19 protein-coding genes and 1 riboswitch are annotated in these 20,539 nt (G+C 44.3%); of the genes, 15 read left to right on the top strand and 4 right to left on the bottom strand.

Translation table 11 applies throughout. From position 1 onward, the window contains the following. Positions 1-41: 41 nt before the first annotated feature. Positions 42-542, top strand: a complete 501-nt coding sequence (locus NST74_RS21415) for a Crp/Fnr family transcriptional regulator (protein WP_042129942.1) — start codon at positions 42-44, stop codon at positions 540-542. 315 nt (positions 543-857) lie between these two features. After that, positions 858-1,529 (top strand): YitT family protein, encoded by a 672-nt coding sequence (locus NST74_RS21410; RefSeq protein ID WP_341114321.1) that lies wholly within the window; start codon positions 858-860, stop codon positions 1,527-1,529. A 261-nt stretch (positions 1,530-1,790) separates the two neighbouring features. Here NST74_RS21410 and trhO read toward each other — a convergent pair whose 3' ends face one another. Continuing rightward, a complete protein-coding gene (trhO, locus tag NST74_RS21405; protein WP_341114320.1) occupies positions 1,791-2,687 on the bottom strand; it encodes an oxygen-dependent tRNA uridine(34) hydroxylase TrhO in 897 nt (298 codons plus the stop codon). Positions 2,688-3,219: 532 nt separating this feature from the next. On the opposite strand from trhO, the gene NST74_RS21400 reads away from it, so the two are divergent. The 8 genes from NST74_RS21400 to metE all read left to right on the top strand — a co-directional run bounded on the left by NST74_RS21400 (position 3,220) and on the right by metE (position 13,817). After that, the gene (locus NST74_RS21400; protein WP_341114319.1) at positions 3,220-4,014 is read left to right on the top strand and encodes a TIGR00266 family protein; all 795 of its coding nucleotides are present in this window, start codon (positions 3,220-3,222) and stop codon (positions 4,012-4,014) included. 633 nt (positions 4,015-4,647) lie between these two features. After that, a complete protein-coding gene (locus tag NST74_RS21395; protein ID WP_339287493.1) occupies positions 4,648-5,349 on the top strand; it encodes a response regulator transcription factor in 702 nt (233 codons plus the stop codon). Then, positions 5,346-6,344: a sensor histidine kinase gene (locus tag NST74_RS21390; RefSeq protein ID WP_341114316.1), complete on the top strand. Its 999-nt coding sequence runs from the start codon at positions 5,346-5,348 to the stop codon at positions 6,342-6,344. The genes NST74_RS21395 and NST74_RS21390 overlap by 4 nt, the downstream gene beginning before the upstream one ends. A gap of 85 nt (positions 6,345-6,429) precedes the next feature. After that, positions 6,430-7,200, top strand: a complete 771-nt coding sequence (locus NST74_RS21385; protein ID WP_341114314.1) for an ABC transporter ATP-binding protein — start codon at positions 6,430-6,432, stop codon at positions 7,198-7,200. Beyond that, complete coding sequence (locus tag NST74_RS21380; protein WP_341114312.1) at positions 7,175-9,124, top strand: FtsX-like permease family protein; 1,950 nt, start codon at positions 7,175-7,177, stop codon at positions 9,122-9,124. Before NST74_RS21385 ends, NST74_RS21380 begins: the two co-directional genes overlap by 26 nt. 17 nt (positions 9,125-9,141) lie before the next feature. Continuing rightward, a complete protein-coding gene (locus NST74_RS21375) occupies positions 9,142-9,765 on the top strand; it encodes a DedA family protein (RefSeq protein WP_076120661.1) in 624 nt (207 codons plus the stop codon). A gap of 50 nt (positions 9,766-9,815) precedes the next feature. Next, positions 9,816-10,676, top strand: coding sequence for an undecaprenyl-diphosphate phosphatase (locus tag NST74_RS21370; RefSeq protein WP_341114311.1), 861 nt, complete (start codon positions 9,816-9,818; stop codon positions 10,674-10,676). 486 nt (positions 10,677-11,162) lie between these two features. After that, positions 11,163-11,367: riboswitch (cobalamin riboswitch) on the top strand. A 131-nt stretch (positions 11,368-11,498) separates the two neighbouring features. Then, positions 11,499-13,817 carry a 5-methyltetrahydropteroyltriglutamate--homocysteine S-methyltransferase gene (gene metE / locus NST74_RS21365; RefSeq protein ID WP_445668207.1) on the top strand — a complete coding sequence of 773 codons (2,319 nt, stop codon included), beginning with the start codon at positions 11,499-11,501 and terminating at the stop codon, positions 13,815-13,817. A 140-nt stretch (positions 13,818-13,957) separates the two neighbouring features. On the opposite strand, the gene NST74_RS21360 is transcribed toward metE, so the two are convergent. Next, positions 13,958-14,110: a DUF1540 domain-containing protein gene (locus NST74_RS21360; protein WP_076120659.1), complete on the bottom strand. Its 153-nt coding sequence runs from the start codon at positions 14,108-14,110 to the stop codon at positions 13,958-13,960. A gap of 362 nt (positions 14,111-14,472) precedes the next feature. Here NST74_RS21360 and NST74_RS21355 point away from each other — a divergent pair, with 362 nt between their 5' ends. Further along, positions 14,473-15,255 carry a hypothetical protein gene (locus NST74_RS21355; RefSeq protein WP_341114308.1) on the top strand — a complete coding sequence of 261 codons (783 nt, stop codon included), beginning with the start codon at positions 14,473-14,475 and terminating at the stop codon, positions 15,253-15,255. A gap of 238 nt (positions 15,256-15,493) precedes the next feature. Further along, positions 15,494-16,615 (top strand): DUF4349 domain-containing protein, encoded by a 1,122-nt coding sequence (locus NST74_RS21350; RefSeq protein ID WP_341114306.1) that lies wholly within the window; start codon positions 15,494-15,496, stop codon positions 16,613-16,615. A gap of 101 nt (positions 16,616-16,716) precedes the next feature. Here NST74_RS21350 and msrB read toward each other — a convergent pair whose 3' ends face one another. Next, the gene (gene msrB, locus NST74_RS21345) at positions 16,717-17,703 is read right to left on the bottom strand and encodes a peptide-methionine (R)-S-oxide reductase MsrB (RefSeq protein ID WP_341114304.1); all 987 of its coding nucleotides are present in this window, start codon (positions 17,701-17,703) and stop codon (positions 16,717-16,719) included. Positions 17,704-17,801: 98 nt separating this feature from the next. Continuing rightward, entirely contained in the window at positions 17,802-18,422 is a 621-nt protein-coding gene (locus tag NST74_RS21340) for a TVP38/TMEM64 family protein (RefSeq protein ID WP_341114302.1), read from the bottom strand. A gap of 165 nt (positions 18,423-18,587) precedes the next feature. On the opposite strand from NST74_RS21340, the gene NST74_RS21335 reads away from it, so the two are divergent. From NST74_RS21335 to NST74_RS21325, 3 genes are all read left to right on the top strand, one after another. Next, complete coding sequence (locus tag NST74_RS21335) at positions 18,588-19,523, top strand: Gfo/Idh/MocA family protein (RefSeq protein WP_341114301.1); 936 nt, start codon at positions 18,588-18,590, stop codon at positions 19,521-19,523. A gap of 25 nt (positions 19,524-19,548) precedes the next feature. Next, positions 19,549-19,872 carry a hypothetical protein gene (locus NST74_RS21330; RefSeq protein WP_341114300.1) on the top strand — a complete coding sequence of 108 codons (324 nt, stop codon included), beginning with the start codon at positions 19,549-19,551 and terminating at the stop codon, positions 19,870-19,872. A gap of 124 nt (positions 19,873-19,996) precedes the next feature. Further along, a complete protein-coding gene (locus tag NST74_RS21325) occupies positions 19,997-20,314 on the top strand; it encodes a winged helix-turn-helix transcriptional regulator (RefSeq protein WP_042129916.1) in 318 nt (105 codons plus the stop codon). The last annotated feature ends 225 nt before the right edge of the window (positions 20,315-20,539 follow it).

The raw sequence follows: 20,539 nt of genomic DNA, 5'->3' as shown, positions 1-20,539 counted from the left end.
ATTGAAAATATATATAACAAGAGGGCAAAGGAGCGAGCGAGATGATACTGCATAAGGGGGAAGTCTTGTTCCGTCAAGGGGACAGCTGCGAATTTTTATACAAGGTGAAAAGTGGGCTGTTCAAGGTAACAAGACTTCATGAAAATGGGAACATGGTGCTGTTCAACATCTTGTATCCCGGAGAGATGGTTCCCCATCATTCACTCATTTCGCCAAAGGAGGCGCATGGAACAGCAGTTGCGATGATGAAGAGCGAAGTGGAGGCAGTCCCTTCAGCGGCATGGTATCAACAGTTAAGTGAAGATCCGGGTCAAGCGATGGAAATCGCCAGGCTGCTCCAAGAGAAGGTTCGATTTATGCAGACACGCCTGGATCACCTTACCGTAGGTACCCCTGCAGAACGCCTGGAATTGCTTACCCGATGGTTCAATGACTACTCACATGGCGCAATGCTAACAGAGTTATTGACACAGGAAGAAATAGGACAATTGATCGGTGTGAGGCGTGAAACAATCAATCGATTGCTACGGAGTGTAGAGTGACTCCTGCTTTTTTATAGCAAAGTGTTTAGAGTGGGGGATCTCCGTGGTATAATGTATTCAGAACTTATTAAATTAGAGAAAGGATCAGGATACCATGTGTCCCCGAAGGACGATTCCCCAAAGGACGATTTGGAAACGTTATGATCTGTCTTATACTTAGCTTCCCTGTAGAAGGTGCGTGAACCGTTGTTACTCGACGAACCGCCTCTGCGAGGGGAAGGAGTATATATATGCGAAGGAGCAACACCTCCGGTTTTACCCGTCGTAGAGGTTGGTGGGACGTTTAGCCGCCATATACGATAAGGGGAGACCTGTATGAGGAACCACAATCACGGAGTGAATGTACTGCTCCGGTTGACAGTCATTTTGTTTGGAACATTTTTGCTTGCATTTGCTTATTATCACATCAATTTTCAGAACCATTTGTCTGAGGGCGGATTCGTTGGATTATCGCTGCTCGGCAAATACGTATTAGGAATATCACCTTCAATTTCAACTCTGCTTCTAGACGTTCCAGTACTCTTGATTGCATGGATGTTCAAAGGGAAAACGTTCGTGTGCAACACCTTTGTTTCTGTAGGAGCTTTTACAATCTTTTACGGACTCATGGAACGTTATTCCGATTTGGTCATTAACTTGCAGGGCAATTTGGCATTAGCAGCCCTTTTGTCTGGCGTACTGACAGGTTTAGGCGCGGGAATTATTCTGCGAAGCGGCGGCGCAAGTGGTGGAGACGATATTTTGTCGCTGCTGATCAGTGAATGGAAGGGAATTAAAGTAGGTACAGTATTCATCTTGTTGGATGTCATCGTTCTGGCATTATCACTCTTTTATATGCCTGTTAAGGAAACAATGTATACTGTGATGGCGGTAGTCGTAGCTGGCTATGTGATCACTTTTACAACCTCTTTAGGCAAACCAAAGTTAGTGAAGGCGCCAAAGATTCAGTCTACGCTGCGCAAGCCGCATGATGGAACAGTAATGTGAAGAAGGTTGGTATAAACAGCTTTTTTCGGGGATATACTACGCTTAAGGTCAGCCAGAATTTCTGGTTGACTTTTTTTGTTGGATAAGTGACGTAATTTAAAGGGTTTGCAGCAGCTCTCAGGCGTTGCTCTGACGTTTTGCTCATAACAAAAGGTGGCGTACAGTGAAAATCCTGTGCGCCACCTTTTGGTTAATTTAAGACTCCTTTGTGCTCGCCTTTAAATCGTGTAGAGACATTCGCGACCAGCTTGCCCCTTTTATTTAGCCCACGGTATTCGTGATAGCTTCGCATTCGTCCGAGCAATGACCACTGTGCTGTGTTTCACAGTCCTCACAGCAAATATGCTGTAGATGGCAAGCATCGTTAGCGCAGTTGATGAATTGGTCAGCTGGCTGACCGCAGTGATGGCAACGACCAACAACGATATCCTCGTCGGTATGATTAATCTGTACGGAAATCCGCTCATCGAAGACATAACATTTTCCATCAAACAGTTGGCCCTGTACCTCAGGGTCCTTACCATAAGTTACTATGCCGCCATCCAGCTGGTACACCTGCTGGAAGCCTTCCTTCATCATAAACCCGCTTAATTTCTCGCAGCGGATTCCGCCTGTACAGTAGGTCAGGATTGGTTTATCTTTTAGCTCGCTCATATTCTCGCGAATCCAGTCCGGGAATTCTTTGAAGCTGTCTACTTCAGGGCGGATCGAACCTCGGAAATGACCAAGATCGAATTCGTAGCCGGTACGACCATCCAGAATAACCACATCATCGCGCTGCATCATTTCATAGAAATCTTTAGGCGCCAGATGCTCTCCAGTGATCACGTTAGGGTCCAGTTCATCCTCGACCCGGAACGTCACGAGTTCCTTTTTATAACGAACGAAGATCTTTTTGAAGGCATGACCATCAGCCTCATCGATCTTGAAGACGATATCGCTAAACAGCGGATTTGCGCGCAAATCCTTCATGTATTGCTCGGTTTGGGCAATCGTTCCGGACAGTGTCCCGTTGATGCCCTCATCTGAGATGAGAATTCGTCCTTTTACGTCAAGCTCTTTGCAGTAAGCCAAATGCTCCTGAGCGAATTGTTCTGCATCCGGCACTTTTACAAATTTATAGTATAGCAGAATTGCATATTCCGATTGTGGTTTCATTCTTTTCACCTTTATCATTAGAATTAGACTACTAAATAAACGTTTAAGTATAAAAAGTATTGTAACATATTATCAAGACTTGAAAAAGATACTCTTGAATTGGTAATGGTTGAAACTTGGATATTAATAAGAAAAACAGCGCAATGAATATGTCTGAATCATCATGCATATGGGGGATTAGTCTGCGAAGTGGCGGCGTGAGTGGAGGAGCGGATATTTAGTCACTGCTTATCAGTGGATGTGGAAGTCTAAGTAGGTACTGTATTCATCATGTTGGATGTAGCCGTTTTGGCGTGATCACTCATTTATATGCCTGTTAAAGAAACAATTTATGCGTAATGGCGGCTGGTATAAACTGCATTTTTCGGGGATACTACGATTTAGGTCAGCCAGAATTTTGGTTGACTTTTTTGCTGGGTATAGGCGAATAACATGGGTAGTCATGATTGGCGAAACCGTGAATCACAACGCACGTATTAATTTTCATTCGAAGAGTCACATCGTGACTTTAATAATAAGGAGGAACTGCGGGATGGGTGCTCACGAGATTGATTATGTCATTATGGGCGAGGAAATTCAGTGTGTGGAGGTGCAGCTTGACCCCGGAGAGAGTGTAGTTGCCGAAGCTGGAAGCTTCATGATGATGGATCAGGAAATTACGATGGAGACGATTTTTGGTGATGGTAGTGGGGGGACGCGCGGTAGCGGACTGATGGGTAAGCTGATGGGTGCGGGCAAACGTCTGTTGACAGGGGAAAGCTTGTTCATGACCGTATTTACACACAGCGGTTCTTATGGAAGAAAAAGTGTCACTTTTGCTGCTCCATATCCAGGCAAAATCATCCCGCTTGATCTTCAGCAATACGCTGGAAAGGTGATCTGTCAAAAGGATTCATTCCTCTGTGCGGCGAAGGGCGTCTCGATCGGTATTGAATTTCAGCGTAAGCTGGGTACGGGTTTTTTTGGCGGAGAAGGCTTTATTATGCAAAAACTGGAGGGTGACGGCCTTGCATTCGTACACTCTGGCGGTTATGTTATGGAACGCACACTTCAACCGGGAGAGACGCTTAAGCTGGACACGGGTTGTCTAGTCGCTATGACGTCTTCGGTGGATTATAATATTGAGTTTGTAAAAGGGGTCAAAACCGCGCTATTCGGCGGCGAGGGCCTATTCTTCGCTACGCTGCGCGGTCCCGGTAAGGTTTGGGTGCAGTCGTTACCATTCAGCCGTATGGCTGACCGCATTCTGTCCGCAGCCGGTAACAGCGGACGCAAAGAAGAAGGCAGCGTGCTTGGAGGACTTGGTAATCTGCTGGATGGCAGATAGGTTTGGGCGAGGGTGATGGGTAGAGTGATGCCCCAGAATAGTGCGACTTGGCCCAAATGGGGCGAAAGAGGTGTATAAATCCCCTAGATTCGTCTGAATTGGCCCAAATGAGGCGAAAGAGGTGCATTAATCCCCTAGATTCGTCTGACTTGGCCCAAATGAGGCGAAAGAGGAGTATAAATCCCCTAGATTCGTCTGAATTGGCCCAAATGGGGCAAAAGAGGTGCATAAATCCCCTAGATTTGCAGGATATGAGCAAATCCAGCCACCAAATTAAGCTATCCTAGCAGCCTTAGCGTTCCGGTTCAGTTTCCTTCAACAAACCATTGGTTACTTATGTTCGATGTGATATCGCCGTTTGACATTTTTATTATCGACTCTGCGATGTCCACTGCTACTGTATCTGCAACTAACTATATAGTGAGACCCGTGAATGATTATGTTCATTCACGGGTCTTTTTTTAGAGGTTGGACTTGGGATAGTTAGTTTAAGTCATAACCATTAAATACCAGCCTCGCTTTACGCATGACGATTTGTCGCACAATCCCCTAACGATTTGACTAACCCTCTCCACGATGTATATATTATTTGGCAAACCCCTATATTGTTAAGGCTGTGACCGGAGGCATGATATGTTCAAAATATTTATTATAGAAGATGACCGTGGACTGGTGGCTCTGCTACAGGATTATTTACATAAATTTGGATATGAGACACAGGCGGTGAATGATTTCGAACGGGTTCGCACTCAGTTTGAAGCGTTCGCTCCGCACCTGGTTCTATTAGATGTTAATTTGCCAAAATACGATGGGTATTACTGGTGCCGTCAGATTCGCGGGATTTCCACTTGCCCTATCCTTTTTATATCTGCCCGAGACGGCAAAATGGATCAGGTGATGGCGCTGGAGAACGGAGCGGACGATTATATCACAAAGCCTTTTGATTATGAAATTGCGATGGCCAAAATCAAAAGCCAGCTACGACGCGCCTACGGCACTTACGCGGGAAGCAACAATGATCGTGCCCTAACCGTTGCCGGAATGACGCTGGATGTGGAGCGACTAATTCTTACTCGAGGAGAAGTCAAGGTGGACTTAAGCCACACCGAAGCCAAAATACTAGATGAGCTAATGCAAAAGTCGGGAACCATCGTTACCCGCGACAGACTGCTCGAGAAAATCTGGGATGATCAAGCTTTCGTAGATGAGAATACACTTAATGTCTATGTCACTCGTGTACGTAAAAAGCTTGCCGCTCTAGAGATTACGGACGGCCTACAAACCGTTCGAGGCCAAGGCTACCGCTTGATTCCAAATTGGGGGGATGAGGAATGAAGCTATTTTTGCGGGAGCAGATCCCATTAATTATAGTCTACCTAGCGCAGCTCATCTTGATCACACTAGTCTATCGGCTGGATGGAGGCAGTGGTGTGAGCGTAAGTCTGTACGCAGCTCTTCTCAGCACTTGTCTGCTGCTTGGCTACCTCGCTTATCGGTATATCAGCAATCGTACATTCTATGAACGGCTGGAGACAGTTCCCTCCTCTCTAGATGAAGCCGGCGGCCCTACTCAGGATTCTCCGCTTGCCGTGAGTTTACGAGGACTACTAGGGTCACAATTCCGCCTCTACAAAAATGATTTACACAGCTACCGCCACAAGCTGGAAGAACATATTCATTTTATTAATCAGTGGGTGCATGGGATGAAGACACCCTTGTCTGTCATCCATTTGATGATCCAAGATAAGGACGGACCGCCTTTTACAGCAATAGGTGATGAACTGGATCGTCTGAAAAAAGGACTGGATACCGTACTTTATACGGCTCGGCTAGATACTTTTGAGCATGACTTTTATGTGGAACGTTTGGATTTGGAAACCTTAGTACGTGGTGTAACCTCAGAGCAGAAACGTCTGTTTATACGTAACCGTATATTTCCTACTATTAAAATAGATGAGCGAATCACCGTAACCTCAGATGAGAAATGGTTAAGTTTTGTGCTGACACAGATCATTACAAATGCGATACGTTATACGACGGAAGTCGGCAAACATGTTTATTTCTATGGGTACATACAAGAGGAAAAGAGAGCAGTTCTGGAGATACGAGATGAAGGAGTTGGCATACCGGCAGGAGATCTGCCGCGTGTGTTTGATCCTTATTTTACAGGTGTAAATGGACGAACCTTTCAAGAATCCACGGGGATGGGTCTATATCTTGTGAAACAGATCTGCGGAAAGCTTGGTCACGAGGTGAGCATTTGCTCAGAAGAAGGTAAGGGTACGACCGTGCGGATAGTGTTTAGGGAGTCCTACCTTACAAATATGTAAGGTAATTGTAAGTTTGATAAATGGCAGCCTGTGTATACACTTTGTATAATGAAGGCAATCCAGTCGAAAGAAGGAGAGGTAACACTTGCCCATTCTAGATGTTCATAATTTATCAAAAATATATGAGGGTAAAGTGTCCACTCAGGCATTGAATCATATCCGCTTTTCTGTTGAAAAAGGGGAGTTCGTTGGCGTAATGGGACCTTCGGGGAGTGGAAAAACAACACTTCTCAACACGATCGCCACTATCGACCAGCCGACCTCCGGTCAGATTCTGATCAACGGCCGAGATCCCAATCTGCTTAGCAGACAAGAAAAGGCACTCTTTCGCCGCCATGAGCTTGGTTTCGTCTTTCAGCATTTTAATCTGCTGGATACGCTCACTGTAGAGGAGAATATTGTGCTGCCTCTCACGCTTGCTGGTGTCCGTGTAACGGAAATGGAGAGCAGATTGAAAGAAGTAGCAAGCATGCTGGACATTGAGCATTTGCTGCAAAAAAGAACCTACGAGATTTCAGGTGGACAAATGCAGCGGACCGCCATCGCCCGGGCGATGATTCATCGTCCTGCACTGATTTTAGCAGATGAGCCTACAGGGAATTTGGATTCCAAAGCTTCAGGCGAAGTCATGAATATGCTGACAGAGGTGAATCAGGAAGAAGGGGCAACCGTGCTGATGGTCACACATGACGCAGTAGCCGCGAGCTTTTGTAACCGAGTCATCTTTATTAAAGACGGACGTTTCTATAGTGAAATGTACAGGGGGAGCAGTAGAGGCGCTTTCTTCCAAAGTATTATTGATATGTTGTCTCTGCTTGGGGGAACTAGCCATGACCTTTCGGCAATTCGCTTATAGGAATGTTACACGTAACAAGCGTAAATATGCGGCTTATTTTGTCGTCAGTGCTTTTTCAGTGATGATCTTTTTTGTGTGCGCTTTGTTTATCTATCATCCGGATATTTCTAAGAGTTTGGTTTATAGTACGGCGGCTCATACAATGATGGCGGCGGAAGCCATTATTTATGTGTTTTGCTCCTTGTTTGTTCTCGTATCGGTCGGATCGTTTCTGCAGTCACGTAAGATGGAATTTGGGATTTTATTGATGCATGGAATGACAAAGAAACAGCTCAACACGATGGTATTTTTGGAAAATATGATGATCGGCACCTCAGCCATCCTAACAGGTACTTTACTAGGGTTGATTCTGGGTAAGTTGTTTTTGATGATCGGATCTACTTTTCTAGGGATACCTCTTTTAACGTTTCATCTTCCTTGGCAGGCACTAGTACTTACGATATGCAGCTTTGCACTGTTATTTATGTTAATCTCGCTGAGCACCTTCGCCTTTATTGGGAATGAATCGCTAATGCGGCTGTTTCAGGGAGAGCGAAAAGCAGATGAGGAACCAAAGGTATCCCTCGTGTTATCTATGATCTCTGCTGTATTACTGCTACTGGGTTATTATTTGGCTGCTACTGCAAAAGCGGCTTCGGTTGAAAAGGTGATGTTTCCCGTTGTTGTGATTACGGTGGCAGGAACTTATCTCTTTTATACGCAACTTAGTATTTACGTTGTTAAATTACTTAAGACGATTCGGCGCTTGTATTGGAACCATACCAATATGATTACATTATCGGGTTTGTCCTACCGCTGGAAAGAGAATGCCCGAATGTTTTTTATGGTGACGATTGTGTCCGCAGTATCTTTTACTTCAGTGGGGGTATTCGCATCGATCCATACGCTTTCCAGAGAGCTGAAATTAGATTATCCGGCAGCTGTTGGTTATGTAGCCAAAGGCAATCAGACACCGGTACTTTTTGATCAGCATTTGGAAGAAATTAAAGATGAGCTTACAACGCTCGCCTTACCTTATGAGACACTTAGTATTCCTATCAAATACGCAGAGGTGGAATCTCAGACTGGACCAGATCGCACGTTAAGGCTTCCCTTGATTGCTTATAGTGATTATAAGCTTGCTCTGCTTCGTGCAGGGTTTACGACGGATGAGCGCCCTCTTAGTGGAGATGAAGGACTGGTGATGATCGGTTCGCAACGAGATCGGAGTCTGACAGCGGGTAGAGTGAAGCAGGTCTACACCCTGAAGCAAGGTCTTTCCATTCGTGAAACGGGGTATACCCAGCATGTTCCGATAGCCGAATATCTGTTGCCGGAGCTTGATGGAAGGGATGGAGGAGACTTCAGCGGAGTTGTGATTAGCGATGAGCTATACAAGGCTATTGATCCCGTACAGACTGATTTGTATACAGGATTTTATATGGATGACTTCCCGCGAACGGTTGGTATAGCGGCGGATCTTGCTCATAAAGGCAAACGTTCCTATGAAAGTAACTCTCCATACGCGATTGTTGTTAGTGGCACGCTGTTTGAAATACAGAGAACGCTGTATAACACGATGCTATTCGCTTCTTTACTGGTAGGTACTGTCTTTTTCATTGCAGCAGGCAGCTTCCTTTACTTCCGGCTATATACAGATCTAGATCATGATCGTCATCAATATTCTACATTGTCCAAAATGGGACTTACAGATCAAGAGCTAAACCGAATTGTAACGATTCAATTGTCGTTGTTGTTTTTTGTGCCAGTTGGGGTTGCTATTTTGCATAGTGTGTTTGCCTTTATTGCGCTTCAGCGGTTGTTCTACTTATCAATTGCTGTGGAGACAGGGGCTGTATTGATGGGCTATTTGGCTGTCCAGGGACTTTACTTCTTTTTTATTCGCAGCCGTTATTTACGCAACTTGAAGAAGAACTTGATTTGAATAATGGGGGTTACGAAATGCAAGCATGGATTACAGAGTTTATGGAGCAGTTTGGTTATTTTGGTATTTTCCTGATGCTCGCTTTTGAAAATATTTTTCCACCGATTCCTTCCGAAGTGATCCTTCCTTTTGGCGGATTCATGACAACCACAACGAATTTAACCATCCCTGGTGTAATTATTGCTGCTACGCTTGGTTCTTTGCTGGGTGCAGTGATTCTATATTATATCGGTCGTTTGCTGGATGTAAATCGGTTGGAAAAGATCGTTGAACGCTGGGGCGGTCTACTCCGAATCAGCAAAAAAGACATTCACAAGGCTGACGCTTGGTTTGATAAATATGGCTATTGGACCGTATTATTTTGTCGGATGGTTCCACTAGTGCGTAGTTTGATTTCGATTCCGGCAGGGATGTCCGGTATGAAATTTGGCGTGTTTATGATCTTCACAACGATTGGTACACTGGGCTGGAATCTACTGCTTGTGCTTATTGGCGCAGCTTTGGGTGAAAACTGGGAAGACATTGCCATGTATATGGATATGTACTCCAACGTAGTGTACGTACTTATTGCTGGGGGATTAGCAGTTTTGGGGTATTTGTACTTCCGCAAGCGTAGCCGGAGAATGAACACCGAAGGTTGAGCGAAGAAGGACTTATAGATAAAAGTTATGATTAAAAAGGAGGAGAACAAATGGAGCTATTATCGATTATTAAAGCTATTATTTTGGGGATTGTTGAAGGATTGACCGAGTTTGCTCCGGTATCCTCCACAGGTCATATGATTATTGTTGATGATATGTGGTTAAAATCGACAGAGTTATTTGGGCAATATACGGCCAATACTTTCAAAGTGGTTATACAACTGGGATCAATCTTAGCAGTTGTTGTTATTTTTAGAAATCGGTTCATTGAACTGTTGGGCTTAAAGCGTTTCAGTCGTAAACAGTTGGACCCTGTAACTGAGGAACAACCCCCGCTCGAAAAGGGTGGACATCTTAAGCTTACACAGGTGCTTGTAGGTTTAGTTCCGGCAGGTGTGCTGGGCGTTCTGTTTAATGATTATATTGATGAGCATTTATTCTCTACATCTACCGTGTTAATCGGTCTAGTAGTTGGTGCGGTGTTAATGATTATTGCGGATCTATTTGGACCCAAGAAGGTCCAAACAGAGAGTGTCGATCAGATTACATATAAGCAGGCACTAGGTGTTGGTCTTGTCCAATGCTTCTCGTTATGGCCAGGATTTTCACGTTCCGGGTCGACGATTTCCGGTGGTGTCCTTCTTGGTATGAGTCATCGTGCTGCTGCTGATTTCACATTTATTATGGCTGTTCCAATTATGGCAGGGGCCAGTCTCCTCTCACTGATGAAGAATTGGCAATATTTCACCATCGATGCCCTGCCGTTCTTCATTGCAGGCTTTATCAGTGCTTTTGTATTTGCGCTGTTATCGATGCGATTCTTCCTGAAATTGATCAACCGGATTAAGCTTTTACCATTTGCTATATACCGGATAATACTTGCCGCTGTAGTATATTTCGTGTTTTTCTAAATCCGTTATAAGGAATCGATATAACAGAAGCCCCCGTCATCTATTGCAGATGACGGGGGCTTTCACGTATGATGACATCAGATTAAGACACTCAGTTTATTAATTATAAGGATAAAGTAAAAGTTTCACGAAATACTTTCTTATAATTCTCGCATAAACGCTTACCGTCCTTAAAAGGACGCCAAAGGCGTTTTAGCAATTAAATTATAAGAAAGTAAAAGTTTCACGAAATACTTTCTTATAATTCTCGCATAAACGCTTACCGTCCTTAAAAGGACGCCAAAGGCGTTTTAGCAATTAAATTATAAGAAAGTAAAAGTTTCACGAAATACTTTCTTATAATTCCCGCATAAACGCTTACCGTCCTTAAAAGGAAGCCAATGGCGTTTTAGCAATTAAATTATAAGAAAGTAAAAGTTCACTTTACCCTTATAATTCTCGCATAAACGCTTACCGTCCTTAAAAGGACGCCAAAGGCGTTTTAGCTTGACAATATCGGAGACAGGTGCTTGCCGGGAATTAGTAATTCGGTAGGCTTAATAGGGAAATCGGTTCGAAGCCGATGCGGTCCCGCCACTGTAACGGAAGAGTCCATAGCAACATACGTCACTGGCAATTTACTACTGCTGGGAAGACTGCTAAGGATGCTGACACCGCTAGCCAGGAGACCTGCCTGTTTCAACAGCACTGCTTCACCTACGGAGGATAGGAAGGTGTTAGACGTGAACCATAGGTATATTATGGGCGTCTTTCCCTTTGACTTTTTTAGGGAAGGGCGCTCTTTTTAATAGGGATGTTATGGTTTCAAGCCAAAATAAGAAGATGGAGAAGGGGAGCTGCAAAGTGACGAACAAAGTAAAAGTAAGTAATCTTGGCTATCCAAGAATCGGAAAAAACCGCGAGTGGAAGAAAACGTTGGAAGCCTTCTGGGCAGGTAAAATAAAAGAGGAAGAGTTCCGTACTGAAATGGCAGGCATTCAACTTCAGCATTTGAAGACTCAGCAGGAGGCAGGGATTGAGTTAATTCCGGTAAATGATTTTACATTCTATGATCATGTGTTGGATACGGCTGTAATGTTCGGGATCGTACCTCCGCGTTATGCGTATGATGGTGGAGACATTGGGCTTGATCTTTATTTTGCGATGGCTAGAGGGAACGCTGAGGCTACCGCCTGCGAGATGACGAAATGGTTCAACACGAACTATCACTATATCGTTCCAGAGATAGGTGCACAAACGCCGCGCCTGACGGAGAATAAACCACTGGAAGCATACCGTTTCGCCAAGTCCCAAGCGGGAATTGAGGGAAAACCTGTGGTTTTAGGCCTTTATACCTTCCTTAAGCTGTCAAAAGGTTTTGCATCTGCGGATATTGCGAAGATTGCCGCTCGGTTTCTTCCGGTTTACATTCAGCTATTGCAGGAACTGAAGCAAGAAGGAGTAAGCTGGGTACAAATCGATGAACCAGCGATTGTTACAGGAATAAATGAATCAGAACTATCATTACTTAACTCGATTTACACAGAAATTGCTGAATCCGTGCCTGGATTAAATATTATTCTGCAGACTTACTTTGAAGCTGCTGAACCACTGGAGGCATTGTTCAAGCTTCCGGTACAAGGTTTAGGTCTTGATTTTGTCCATGATGGCGGAACGAATCTGGCATCGATTGAGCGCCTTGGCTGGCCTGAGGATAAGTGGCTGGGAGCGGGTATTATTGACGGACGCAACATCTGGCGCTCGGATCTGGATGCTAAACTGCAGCTAATCGAGAAGCTGAGTGTACATGTACCGCTTGATCGTCTTATTCTACAGCCTTCTTGCAGTTTGCTGCATGTTCCGGTTACTGTTCAGGGTGAGGTGAAGCTGAAGGCAACCGTCAAGGCTGCATTAGCTTTTGCTGATGAGAAGCTTAAAGAGCTTGGCCTGCTTGCTGCAGCCTTAGAGGGTACTGGAGAAGCTACTGCTGCGCTGACAGTCAGCCGCGAAGCTCTTACAGCCTTCCGTGCACTTCCCGAACGCGGCCGTAAGGATGTAGCAGAGCAAGTTCTCGGGCTTGCAAGTTTACCAGACCAACGCAGTCTGCCTTTTGCAGAGCGCCTTAAGGTGCAGCAGGAGAAATGGCAGTTACCACTTCTGCCAACGACAACGATCGGAAGCTTTCCACAGACCGTAGAAGTGCGCCAGGCAAGGTTGAAATGGCGTAAAGGTGTATGGAATCAGGAGCGGTATGACGGGTTCGTTCGTGAGCAGATTGAAGATGCAATTACCTTCCAAGAAAAGCTGGGTCTGGATGTACTCGTGCACGGTGAGTTCGAAAGAACCGATATGGTGGAATTTTTCGGGGAGAAGCTGGACGGGTACTTATTTACCAGTAATGGCTGGGTTCAATCCTACGGATCCCGCTGCGTTAAGCCACCGGTTATTTATGCGGATATAGCATTTATTGAGCCAATGACTGTTAAAGAAAGTGTCTATGCTCAGTCTTTAACTTCTCTTCCTGTTAAAGGCATGTTGACAGGTCCGGTTACGATTCTCAATTGGTCTTTCGTACGTGATGATCTTAGTCGGGAAGAAGTAGCCAATCAAATTGCCTTAGCACTCCGCCATGAAGTGAAAGCTTTGGAGGATGCAGGCATAGAGATGATTCAAGTAGATGAACCCGCTATCCGTGAAGGACTTCCTTTGAAAGCTGAAGATCGTGAGGGATACTTAAATTGGGCGGTGAAGTCGTTCCGTATCGCGACAAATCATGTGAAGGCTACAACGCAAATTCATACTCATATGTGCTATAGTGAATTCAATGACATGATTGATTCCATTTCAGCGATGGATGCGGACGTCATCTCTATTGAGACTTCCCGTAGCCATGGGGAACTGATCGTCAGCTTTGAGGAGCAGGAATATGATAAAGGAATCGGTCTTGGTGTGTACGACATCCATAGTCCACGGGTTCCTGCTGTAGAAGAAATGACAGCTAATATTGATCGTGCTTTGCGGGTGCTGGACCCAGAACAGTTCTGGATTAATCCGGATTGCGGTCTTAAGACACGCGGCTGGCAGGAGACAGAGGATGCACTGCGTAACATGGTAAGAGCAGCCGCTATTGCAAGAGAAAAGGCAGGAGTTACTGCCTCCTAATAGCGAAAGAATAAAGCAATAAATTTAAGCTGGGAACTTCTCCCTGGCTTTTTATTTCAGCCACTTGATAATAATTCTCATTCTTGATAGAATGAGAAAAGAAAAGAAGGAACCGTGGAGGGTCCCTTCAAATCATCACCTTATTTGCTTTCGAAAGTCTTACAATCTGTCTCTTCTGCACGTGTAGGTTCTTGGGAACTGTGGAAAGCTACAAAGATAGAATCAGCACTGCATTTGTTCTCTTCTGCCCAGTGGGTGCAGGAGTTAACTTCGCAAATTACGTCTTTTGCCATGAGGGTTCACCTCCCCTTGGTGTGATAGACAGCATCATGAAATGAACTGCTCTGTTCAGCAAGGTGGAGCTTGTCCGAACAGAACCATGCCGCGCCCTCATTCATTATGAATAGAGGGTATTTGGTATTTTCTGTTTGATTAGACGTGGTAATTGTATCAAATAAAATGTATGTAAGCAAATGGGTTATTCAATAACGGAAATACGACAAACTTATACAAATAAATATAAAAAAACACAAAAGACATCTTTTGCTTACATGTCTAAAAATAGAAAATAATCCTAAATATCTATATTATTACAAAAATATTCTGTTAATATTTTCAATGGGGAACGGCCGATCCTAATCTGAAATATTGGAGGATGAAGATATTGAAAAAGTTCTTATTTCCTTTTGCCCTTATGTTCATATTGTGCTTACCGCTTTATGCAGGTGCGGAAGGTGTACATAATGACGAAGCTCCTCAAAATAGTGAATCAGAAATCATAAAAGTCTATAAAGCCTCAGATATGGGATTGTCAGAAATTTCAGTAGAAGAGTACAATGACATTCTTGCGCAAGGACAAGCTGTAGAGGCTGCTAAAGAGGGGCTGTTGGCAAGTGTACCTCTGCTCAAAACGGATTCTTCCTATGCAAGTGCCTCTGCTATTGCACCTAGAGATGCTTACCAAACAACGATCTACTCCTATCAACAAAATGGTTATGTCTCCTATGTCACTAGAAGTGGCTTGACTAGAAGAATCTCTCAACCTGTATATAACAGTGCTTCTGTAAATTCGTTGTTAAACATTAGCTATTCAGTATCTCAAGGCTATATTGCGAATACAAGCTTTGGTGTAACCGCAAAACAAACAGCTGTAAGTGCTGGTATTACAGGCGGTTCATCATGGTTCAATACTTATGGTGGCAGTAACACGACAACTGCATCAGTGAATCCGTACAACTATGCTTGGATGGAATACACGCCGATTATGAATAACTCATTTGGTGTAATCACAGAGAAGAATTATGTTAATGTTCAGGGTTCTTCAGTTCTTGTAAGTACTAATAGTTATGATGTTGATATTTACACGGCGAGATTATTAAGCGGATCGCTACCAGATGGCGTGTATGTTATTAAACAAAGTGCTTCTAACCCAGGTTGATTTTGGCACGAAATATAATAGCTTTAAACTAAAAGAGTCGCTGAAATGCGGCTTTTTTTCCTGTTTAGAGAGCATAACTCAAAAGAAACTGTTTTTCATTCCATTTTTAAGTGCAACCTTCCAAGTTTTGGAACGTCATAGTATAGAGTGACGGAAGAGATCTGCTTAGAACAAGACATTCCGGAACGATATTATGATCCGTGCAAGCGGTATCTATTACATTTTTGGAGGAATGAGAATGCGCAAATGGGGTCTACATTACTTATGTTTATTAATTCTTGCGGTGGTCTTGGCGGGGTGTGGCTCAGCGGATAGGAATTCAGCGGCAGATAGTTCGGCAAAAGAAAATGGTAGTACGAGTAACAATGCAGCAGCAGAGGTACAAACGCAAAGCTCGATGGCCTCATCTGCGGACCAGAGTACCGCGGCAGCTCCTGAGACAGAAACAGGTGGCGGCGAGAACTTGGCTGTAAAGGGATCCACACCAGACAATACAGTTCAAGCAAGTGCAGGATTTACTGGTAGTGATGTAGTAGCGGGCTTGAACAAGAAGCTGATCTATAAAGCGAATCTTAACATGGAAGTAGAAGACTATGGAAAAGCACAGACTGAAATACGTAATTTAGTAACCATGGCAAATGGATATATTATTGAGTTTAATGAAAATATGTCGCAGTACGAGCAAGGTGGGACGTTTATCCTTAAGGTGCCTGCCTCCGGATTCTCCCCGTTTCTGAATAAATTAGAACAAGTAAAACACGAATCTCTACAGCGCAGCATTCAAGGACAAGATGTCTCTGAAGAGTATGTTGATCTGGAGTCGCGTTTGAAGGCCAAGCAGTTAATGGAAGCACAATATACAGAGTTTATGAAAAAAGCAACGAAATCCACGGATCTGGTCGCCTTCGCGAACGAGCTTGGCTCGATTCAGGAAACCATTGAGCAGATTAAAGGTAGAATGCGATATATTAATCAGAATGTATCCTTCTCTACAGTAGAACTGAGAGTGTATCAGACGGATGAAAGCATTGCTGTCAAAGAGAAGGAAGAGCAAGGACCGTTACTGGAACGTGCTTCAGATGCTCTAAAAGGAAGCTTGAATGCACTATCTGTTATGTTTCAGTGGATTGTCGTTATCCTAGCTGGAGCGTTACCGATACTAATTGGAGTAGGCATTATCCTAGCTGTCGTTCTAGTTTCTCGCAAAAATATCCGCGAGCGTCGGGAGCAGCAGACCGAGAAGATGCGTCAACGAAATAAGGAGCTGAACAGAGAGCAAATCATTCCTGCGGCAAAAGAGATCAAGGAGGCAGCTTCAGAAGATGATCTGAAGGCTAATAAGGACTCAGAGAAAGAGTAGGCGCTATGAAATTAAAGAGCCCTCAATCCAAGGAATTTCATGGATTGAGGGCTTTTCTAATAAAAGGACGATATTTTTTCTTATGTGCAGAAGATTGAAAATTATGCAGGCTGGAAGAGCACGCGATACTCTCCATAGCCTTCTTTCTCTAGATCCTCTTTAGGTACAAATCGCAATGCTGCTGAATTTATACAGTAGCGTAGCCCGTTTTCCCCGGGACCATCGTCGAAGACATGACCTAGGTGAGAGTCTGCTACTTTGCTGCGTACTTCTGTGCGAACCATCAAATGACTGAGGTCTGTCTTTTCCTTCACAGCGTAGTCCCGGATCGGACGGGTAAAGCTTGGCCAGCCGCAACCGGAATCGTATTTATCCTGCGAGCTGAATAACGGCTCACCAGATACGATGTCTACATAAATACCATCTCCATGGTGATCCCAGAAATCATTCCGAAAAGGGGATTCTGTTGCACTATTCTGAGTGACTTCATATTGGAGTGGCGTTAGACGCTCTTTCAAGCTTTGTTTGTCCTCTTTATGTGTCCAGTGAGTTTCGATAAAATCTTCTCGGCCGGAACCTTTACGGTAACGTTTGTAGTGGCCTGGATTCTTACGATGGTAGCCCTGATGATATTCTTCGGCAGGATAGAAGGTGGTTGCCGGGAGAATCGGAGTTACAATCGGACTAGAGAATCGACCGCTTGCTTGCAGAGCTGCCTTGGAAGCTTCTGCTTGTTGTTTTTGTTCCTCCGAATGGGTAAAGATCGCTGTTCCGTAAGAAGTCCCGCGATCATGGAATTGTCCACCTGCGTCGGTAGGGTCAATTTGCTGCCAGAACAGCTCAAGTAACTTGCTATAAGGGAAAATAGCTGGGCTGAACGTAATTTGTACAGCTTCAACATGTCCTGTCGTTTCCGAACAAACCTCTTCATAGGTCGGGTTTAGAGTATGACCGCCGGTATAGCCAGAGACGACACTAATGATACCTGGCAATTCTTCGAACGGCGAGACCATGCACCAGAAGCACCCGCCGGCAAAGGTTGCTTTTTCTGTCTTGGTATTTATATGGTTAGTCTGATGTTCACTCATTGATATCCCTCCATTCACATAATGCAATTAAATAGATCACAATTTAATTATAAAGCAAATACTAACTGCCTGCCAGTTTGCGAGCAAATAGTTCTTCACTAACGATGATTCTTCGCTTCTTGAGAGCGGGGACGCAAGCTCAGTCCAGCAATAATCAGTACTGCGGCATACACAATGATGGCTGTAATTGCACTTCCGGGATGCTGCAGCAGATGATCTCCGAGAAAGGCGTATAAGGCAATCCCGGGTATTTTTCCTATGCCAGAAGCTGCAATATAGCTCCAAAAAGGCAGACCAGCGGCTCCGGCGTAGATGTTGACCGCTGTTTGGGGAATGATCGGCACGAGACGAGCAAGGACAATGGAAGCGAAAGGCCGTCGTTCTATGCCGGCTGTGAACTTTTCAAGCGCGGGTATGGAGGCTAAGTAAGCTCTTGCCTGGCTTTGAAATAAGTATTTTACAACGCCAAAAAGGATTGCCGCAGCAAGATTTGTAGCCAGCCAGCAGATTATAGCACCCGCTAAACTCCCGTAAGCATAACCGAAGAACCCGATGACAGCCTTGTAAGGTACAACTGGAAGCAAAGCCAGTAAAGTTGCAATCCCTATGGAACTGAAAAGATTATGATCCTCTTTCATCCAGCTTAGGATGTCATATCTGTAGATAAACGCAAGGATTGTGGCCGAAACATAAAGAATAATCGAGAACCATTTCTTCATAGATAATATGCCCCTTCTTCCTCTCATTCATCTCATCATAAGGGAAAAGAAGTAAATATTGAAGTAAAGATCAATTGTCAGAGAATCAGAAGCAGGTATAATAGCATTTGTAGAGAACAAAGAGAGAATGAACGAGTTATTGAAGTATTGAGAGGGGGAAGATCAGTGATTGCATCTGAACGTAAAAGAGTCGCCATAATAGGAATCGGTAATATCGCCCGCAAAGTATATTTACCACTGCTCTCTCAGCATGTACATGCGGAGGTAGTCGGTATTCTTAGTCATTCACCGACAACGGTGGAGCAGGCCGTTCAAACCTACCGTTTTCCTAAAGGTACGACGAATTTGGATGAGCTGTTTTCTTGGGATCTGGATGCAGTATTTGTACATAGCCCAACGACTACACATTATGATATAGTAACAAAATGTCTCGAACATGGGATTTCGGTATATGTAGATAAGCCACTGTCCTATGATTTTGAAGAATCCAGGAGGATGGCGGAATTAGCACAAGATAAAGGGCTTTTGCTAGGAGTGGGCTTTAATCGCCGTTTCGCCCCTATGTATGTTACCGCTAAGCAATGGCTTGAGGAAGTCGGTGGGATTAGCCATTGTAGTGCGATTAAACATCGAACGAAGCTACAGACGGGCACCAGCCGCGAAACAGTGCATGATGATTTGATCCATATGCTTGATTTGCTGTTGTGGTTGTGTGGAGATCATTATGAACGGCTTCGAAATCATCTTAACTCTAATGAAGCAGGTCGTCTTCTACAGGCATCTGGAATGCTCAGCTGGAAACATGGCGCAGTAGGAATGTACAGTATGGTTCGTGAAGCTGGCGTGGATGTGGAGAAGCTTGAGCTACATGGATATGGCAGATCAGTGGAAGTGGTGGATCTGGACAAGGCTGTTCTTTATAAAAAGGATGCCAAGCCGCAAATTCAAAGCTTTGGAAGCTGGGATACTGTGCTGGATAGAAGAGGTTTTAGTGGAGTGGTGAACGATTTTCTTAGCAATATAAATACACCGGAGCAATGCAGCATTGCTGCTTCAGCGGTACTGCCTAGTCATATGCTGGCGGCACAGCTTGCTGAATGAGGTCTTCGAGAAAGGAGAAGAATATATGGAGGATAACCGTAAATTAGTGGAGGAACAGATCATCGAAAGCTATAAGCGCGAAGAAGAGATGATGATCCTTGTCTTTGCTCAGTGGTGCGTCAATCAAGGCCTCGATCCGCATGCGCTTTATTTGCAGGCCTATCCGCAGCAAGAAGGGAATGAAGCTTTGCGTCATGCGCTTTCCCTCACGGTTTCTGCGGAGGAAGCAGGGGACATTTCTGATGATACAGTCCTGGGTGTGCTTTCGTTATTTGGAAATGACGACTTGGCACAAATCGTAACCGAAGCGATTGCCCAACGGGGATCTAACGGACCTGTGGGGGATTGACATTGGGGATATAATAATAGAGTCAGATGAACTTTTTTTGGTAAACGATGTTCATCAAGGTTAAAATGTGTTAATATTATATATACTAACTAATAGTAAGTTTCGCTAGTGAGAGGTGAGAACAATGGAAGAACATCAATTTGCGATGTGTCCCAGATTTGAAACAGCCTTCTCTTTCTTAGGCAAACGTTGGAATGGACTTATTATTCAGACATTGATGAGTGGACCGAAGCGGTTTAAAGATATCTCCGGCCTCATTCCTTCAATGAGCGATAAGATGCTGTCCGAGCGGATGAAGGATTTGGAAGGTGAGGGTATCCTGGTTAGGCATGTATACCCAGAGACACCCGTACGTATTGAGTATGAATTAACAGATAAAGGCCGTGCATTGCAGCCTGTTATGCAGCAAATTCAGTCTTGGGCTGAGAGCTGGGTAGACTAAAATTCACAGTAATGTTGTGGCCCTTTTTCCGAAATGGTGGAAAAAGGGCTTTTCAATTTCTAAATATTAGACAGTGACAGTTTTGTTCCAATCCTTTATGCTTGAAAAAAACTTGCACAGTTTAAAAATAATTGTAATATAATAGAAAAACATTGTATGATCCTTGAATGGAAGCGCTCGCGTATTGGTTTTTGCTCAAAACTGCTCAGCTGGAGTACAGGCATA

Origin of the sequence: Paenibacillus sp. FSL F4-0125 (assembly GCF_038008565.1) — a bacterium.
GTDB lineage: Bacteria > Bacillota > Bacilli > Paenibacillales > Paenibacillaceae > Paenibacillus_AQ.
Note: the sequence above shows the minus strand (reverse complement) of the source record. Positions and strands in the feature narration are given on the sequence as shown.

What these genes read in the sequence shown, in the direction of transcription:
- NST74_RS21390 (WP_341114316.1), top strand. Translation starts at nt 5,346, where the DNA reads ATGAAGCTATTTTTGCGGGAGCAGATCCCATTAATTATAGTCTACCTA.
- NST74_RS21380 (WP_341114312.1), top strand. Translation starts at nt 7,175, where the DNA reads ATGACCTTTCGGCAATTCGCTTATAGGAATGTTACACGTAACAAGCGT.
- NST74_RS21370 (WP_341114311.1), top strand. Translation starts at nt 9,816, where the DNA reads ATGGAGCTATTATCGATTATTAAAGCTATTATTTTGGGGATTGTTGAA.
- NST74_RS21350 (WP_341114306.1), top strand. Translation starts at nt 15,494, where the DNA reads ATGCGCAAATGGGGTCTACATTACTTATGTTTATTAATTCTTGCGGTG.
- NST74_RS21395 (WP_339287493.1), top strand. Translation starts at nt 4,648, where the DNA reads ATGTTCAAAATATTTATTATAGAAGATGACCGTGGACTGGTGGCTCTG.
- msrB (WP_341114304.1), bottom strand. Translation starts at nt 17,703, where the DNA reads ATGAGTGAACATCAGACTAACCATATAAATACCAAGACAGAAAAAGCA.
- NST74_RS21330 (WP_341114300.1), top strand. Translation starts at nt 19,549, where the DNA reads ATGGAGGATAACCGTAAATTAGTGGAGGAACAGATCATCGAAAGCTAT.
- NST74_RS21415 (WP_042129942.1), top strand. Translation starts at nt 42, where the DNA reads ATGATACTGCATAAGGGGGAAGTCTTGTTCCGTCAAGGGGACAGCTGC.
- NST74_RS21340 (WP_341114302.1), bottom strand. Translation starts at nt 18,422, where the DNA reads ATGAAGAAATGGTTCTCGATTATTCTTTATGTTTCGGCCACAATCCTT.
- metE (WP_445668207.1), top strand. Translation starts at nt 11,499, where the DNA reads ATGGAGAAGGGGAGCTGCAAAGTGACGAACAAAGTAAAAGTAAGTAAT.
- NST74_RS21400 (WP_341114319.1), top strand. Translation starts at nt 3,220, where the DNA reads ATGGGTGCTCACGAGATTGATTATGTCATTATGGGCGAGGAAATTCAG.
- trhO (WP_341114320.1), bottom strand. Translation starts at nt 2,687, where the DNA reads ATGAAACCACAATCGGAATATGCAATTCTGCTATACTATAAATTTGTA.
- NST74_RS21325 (WP_042129916.1), top strand. Translation starts at nt 19,997, where the DNA reads ATGGAAGAACATCAATTTGCGATGTGTCCCAGATTTGAAACAGCCTTC.
- NST74_RS21355 (WP_341114308.1), top strand. Translation starts at nt 14,473, where the DNA reads ATGAAGATATTGAAAAAGTTCTTATTTCCTTTTGCCCTTATGTTCATA.
- NST74_RS21360 (WP_076120659.1), bottom strand. Translation starts at nt 14,110, where the DNA reads ATGGCAAAAGACGTAATTTGCGAAGTTAACTCCTGCACCCACTGGGCA.
- NST74_RS21375 (WP_076120661.1), top strand. Translation starts at nt 9,142, where the DNA reads ATGCAAGCATGGATTACAGAGTTTATGGAGCAGTTTGGTTATTTTGGT.
- NST74_RS21410 (WP_341114321.1), top strand. Translation starts at nt 858, where the DNA reads ATGAGGAACCACAATCACGGAGTGAATGTACTGCTCCGGTTGACAGTC.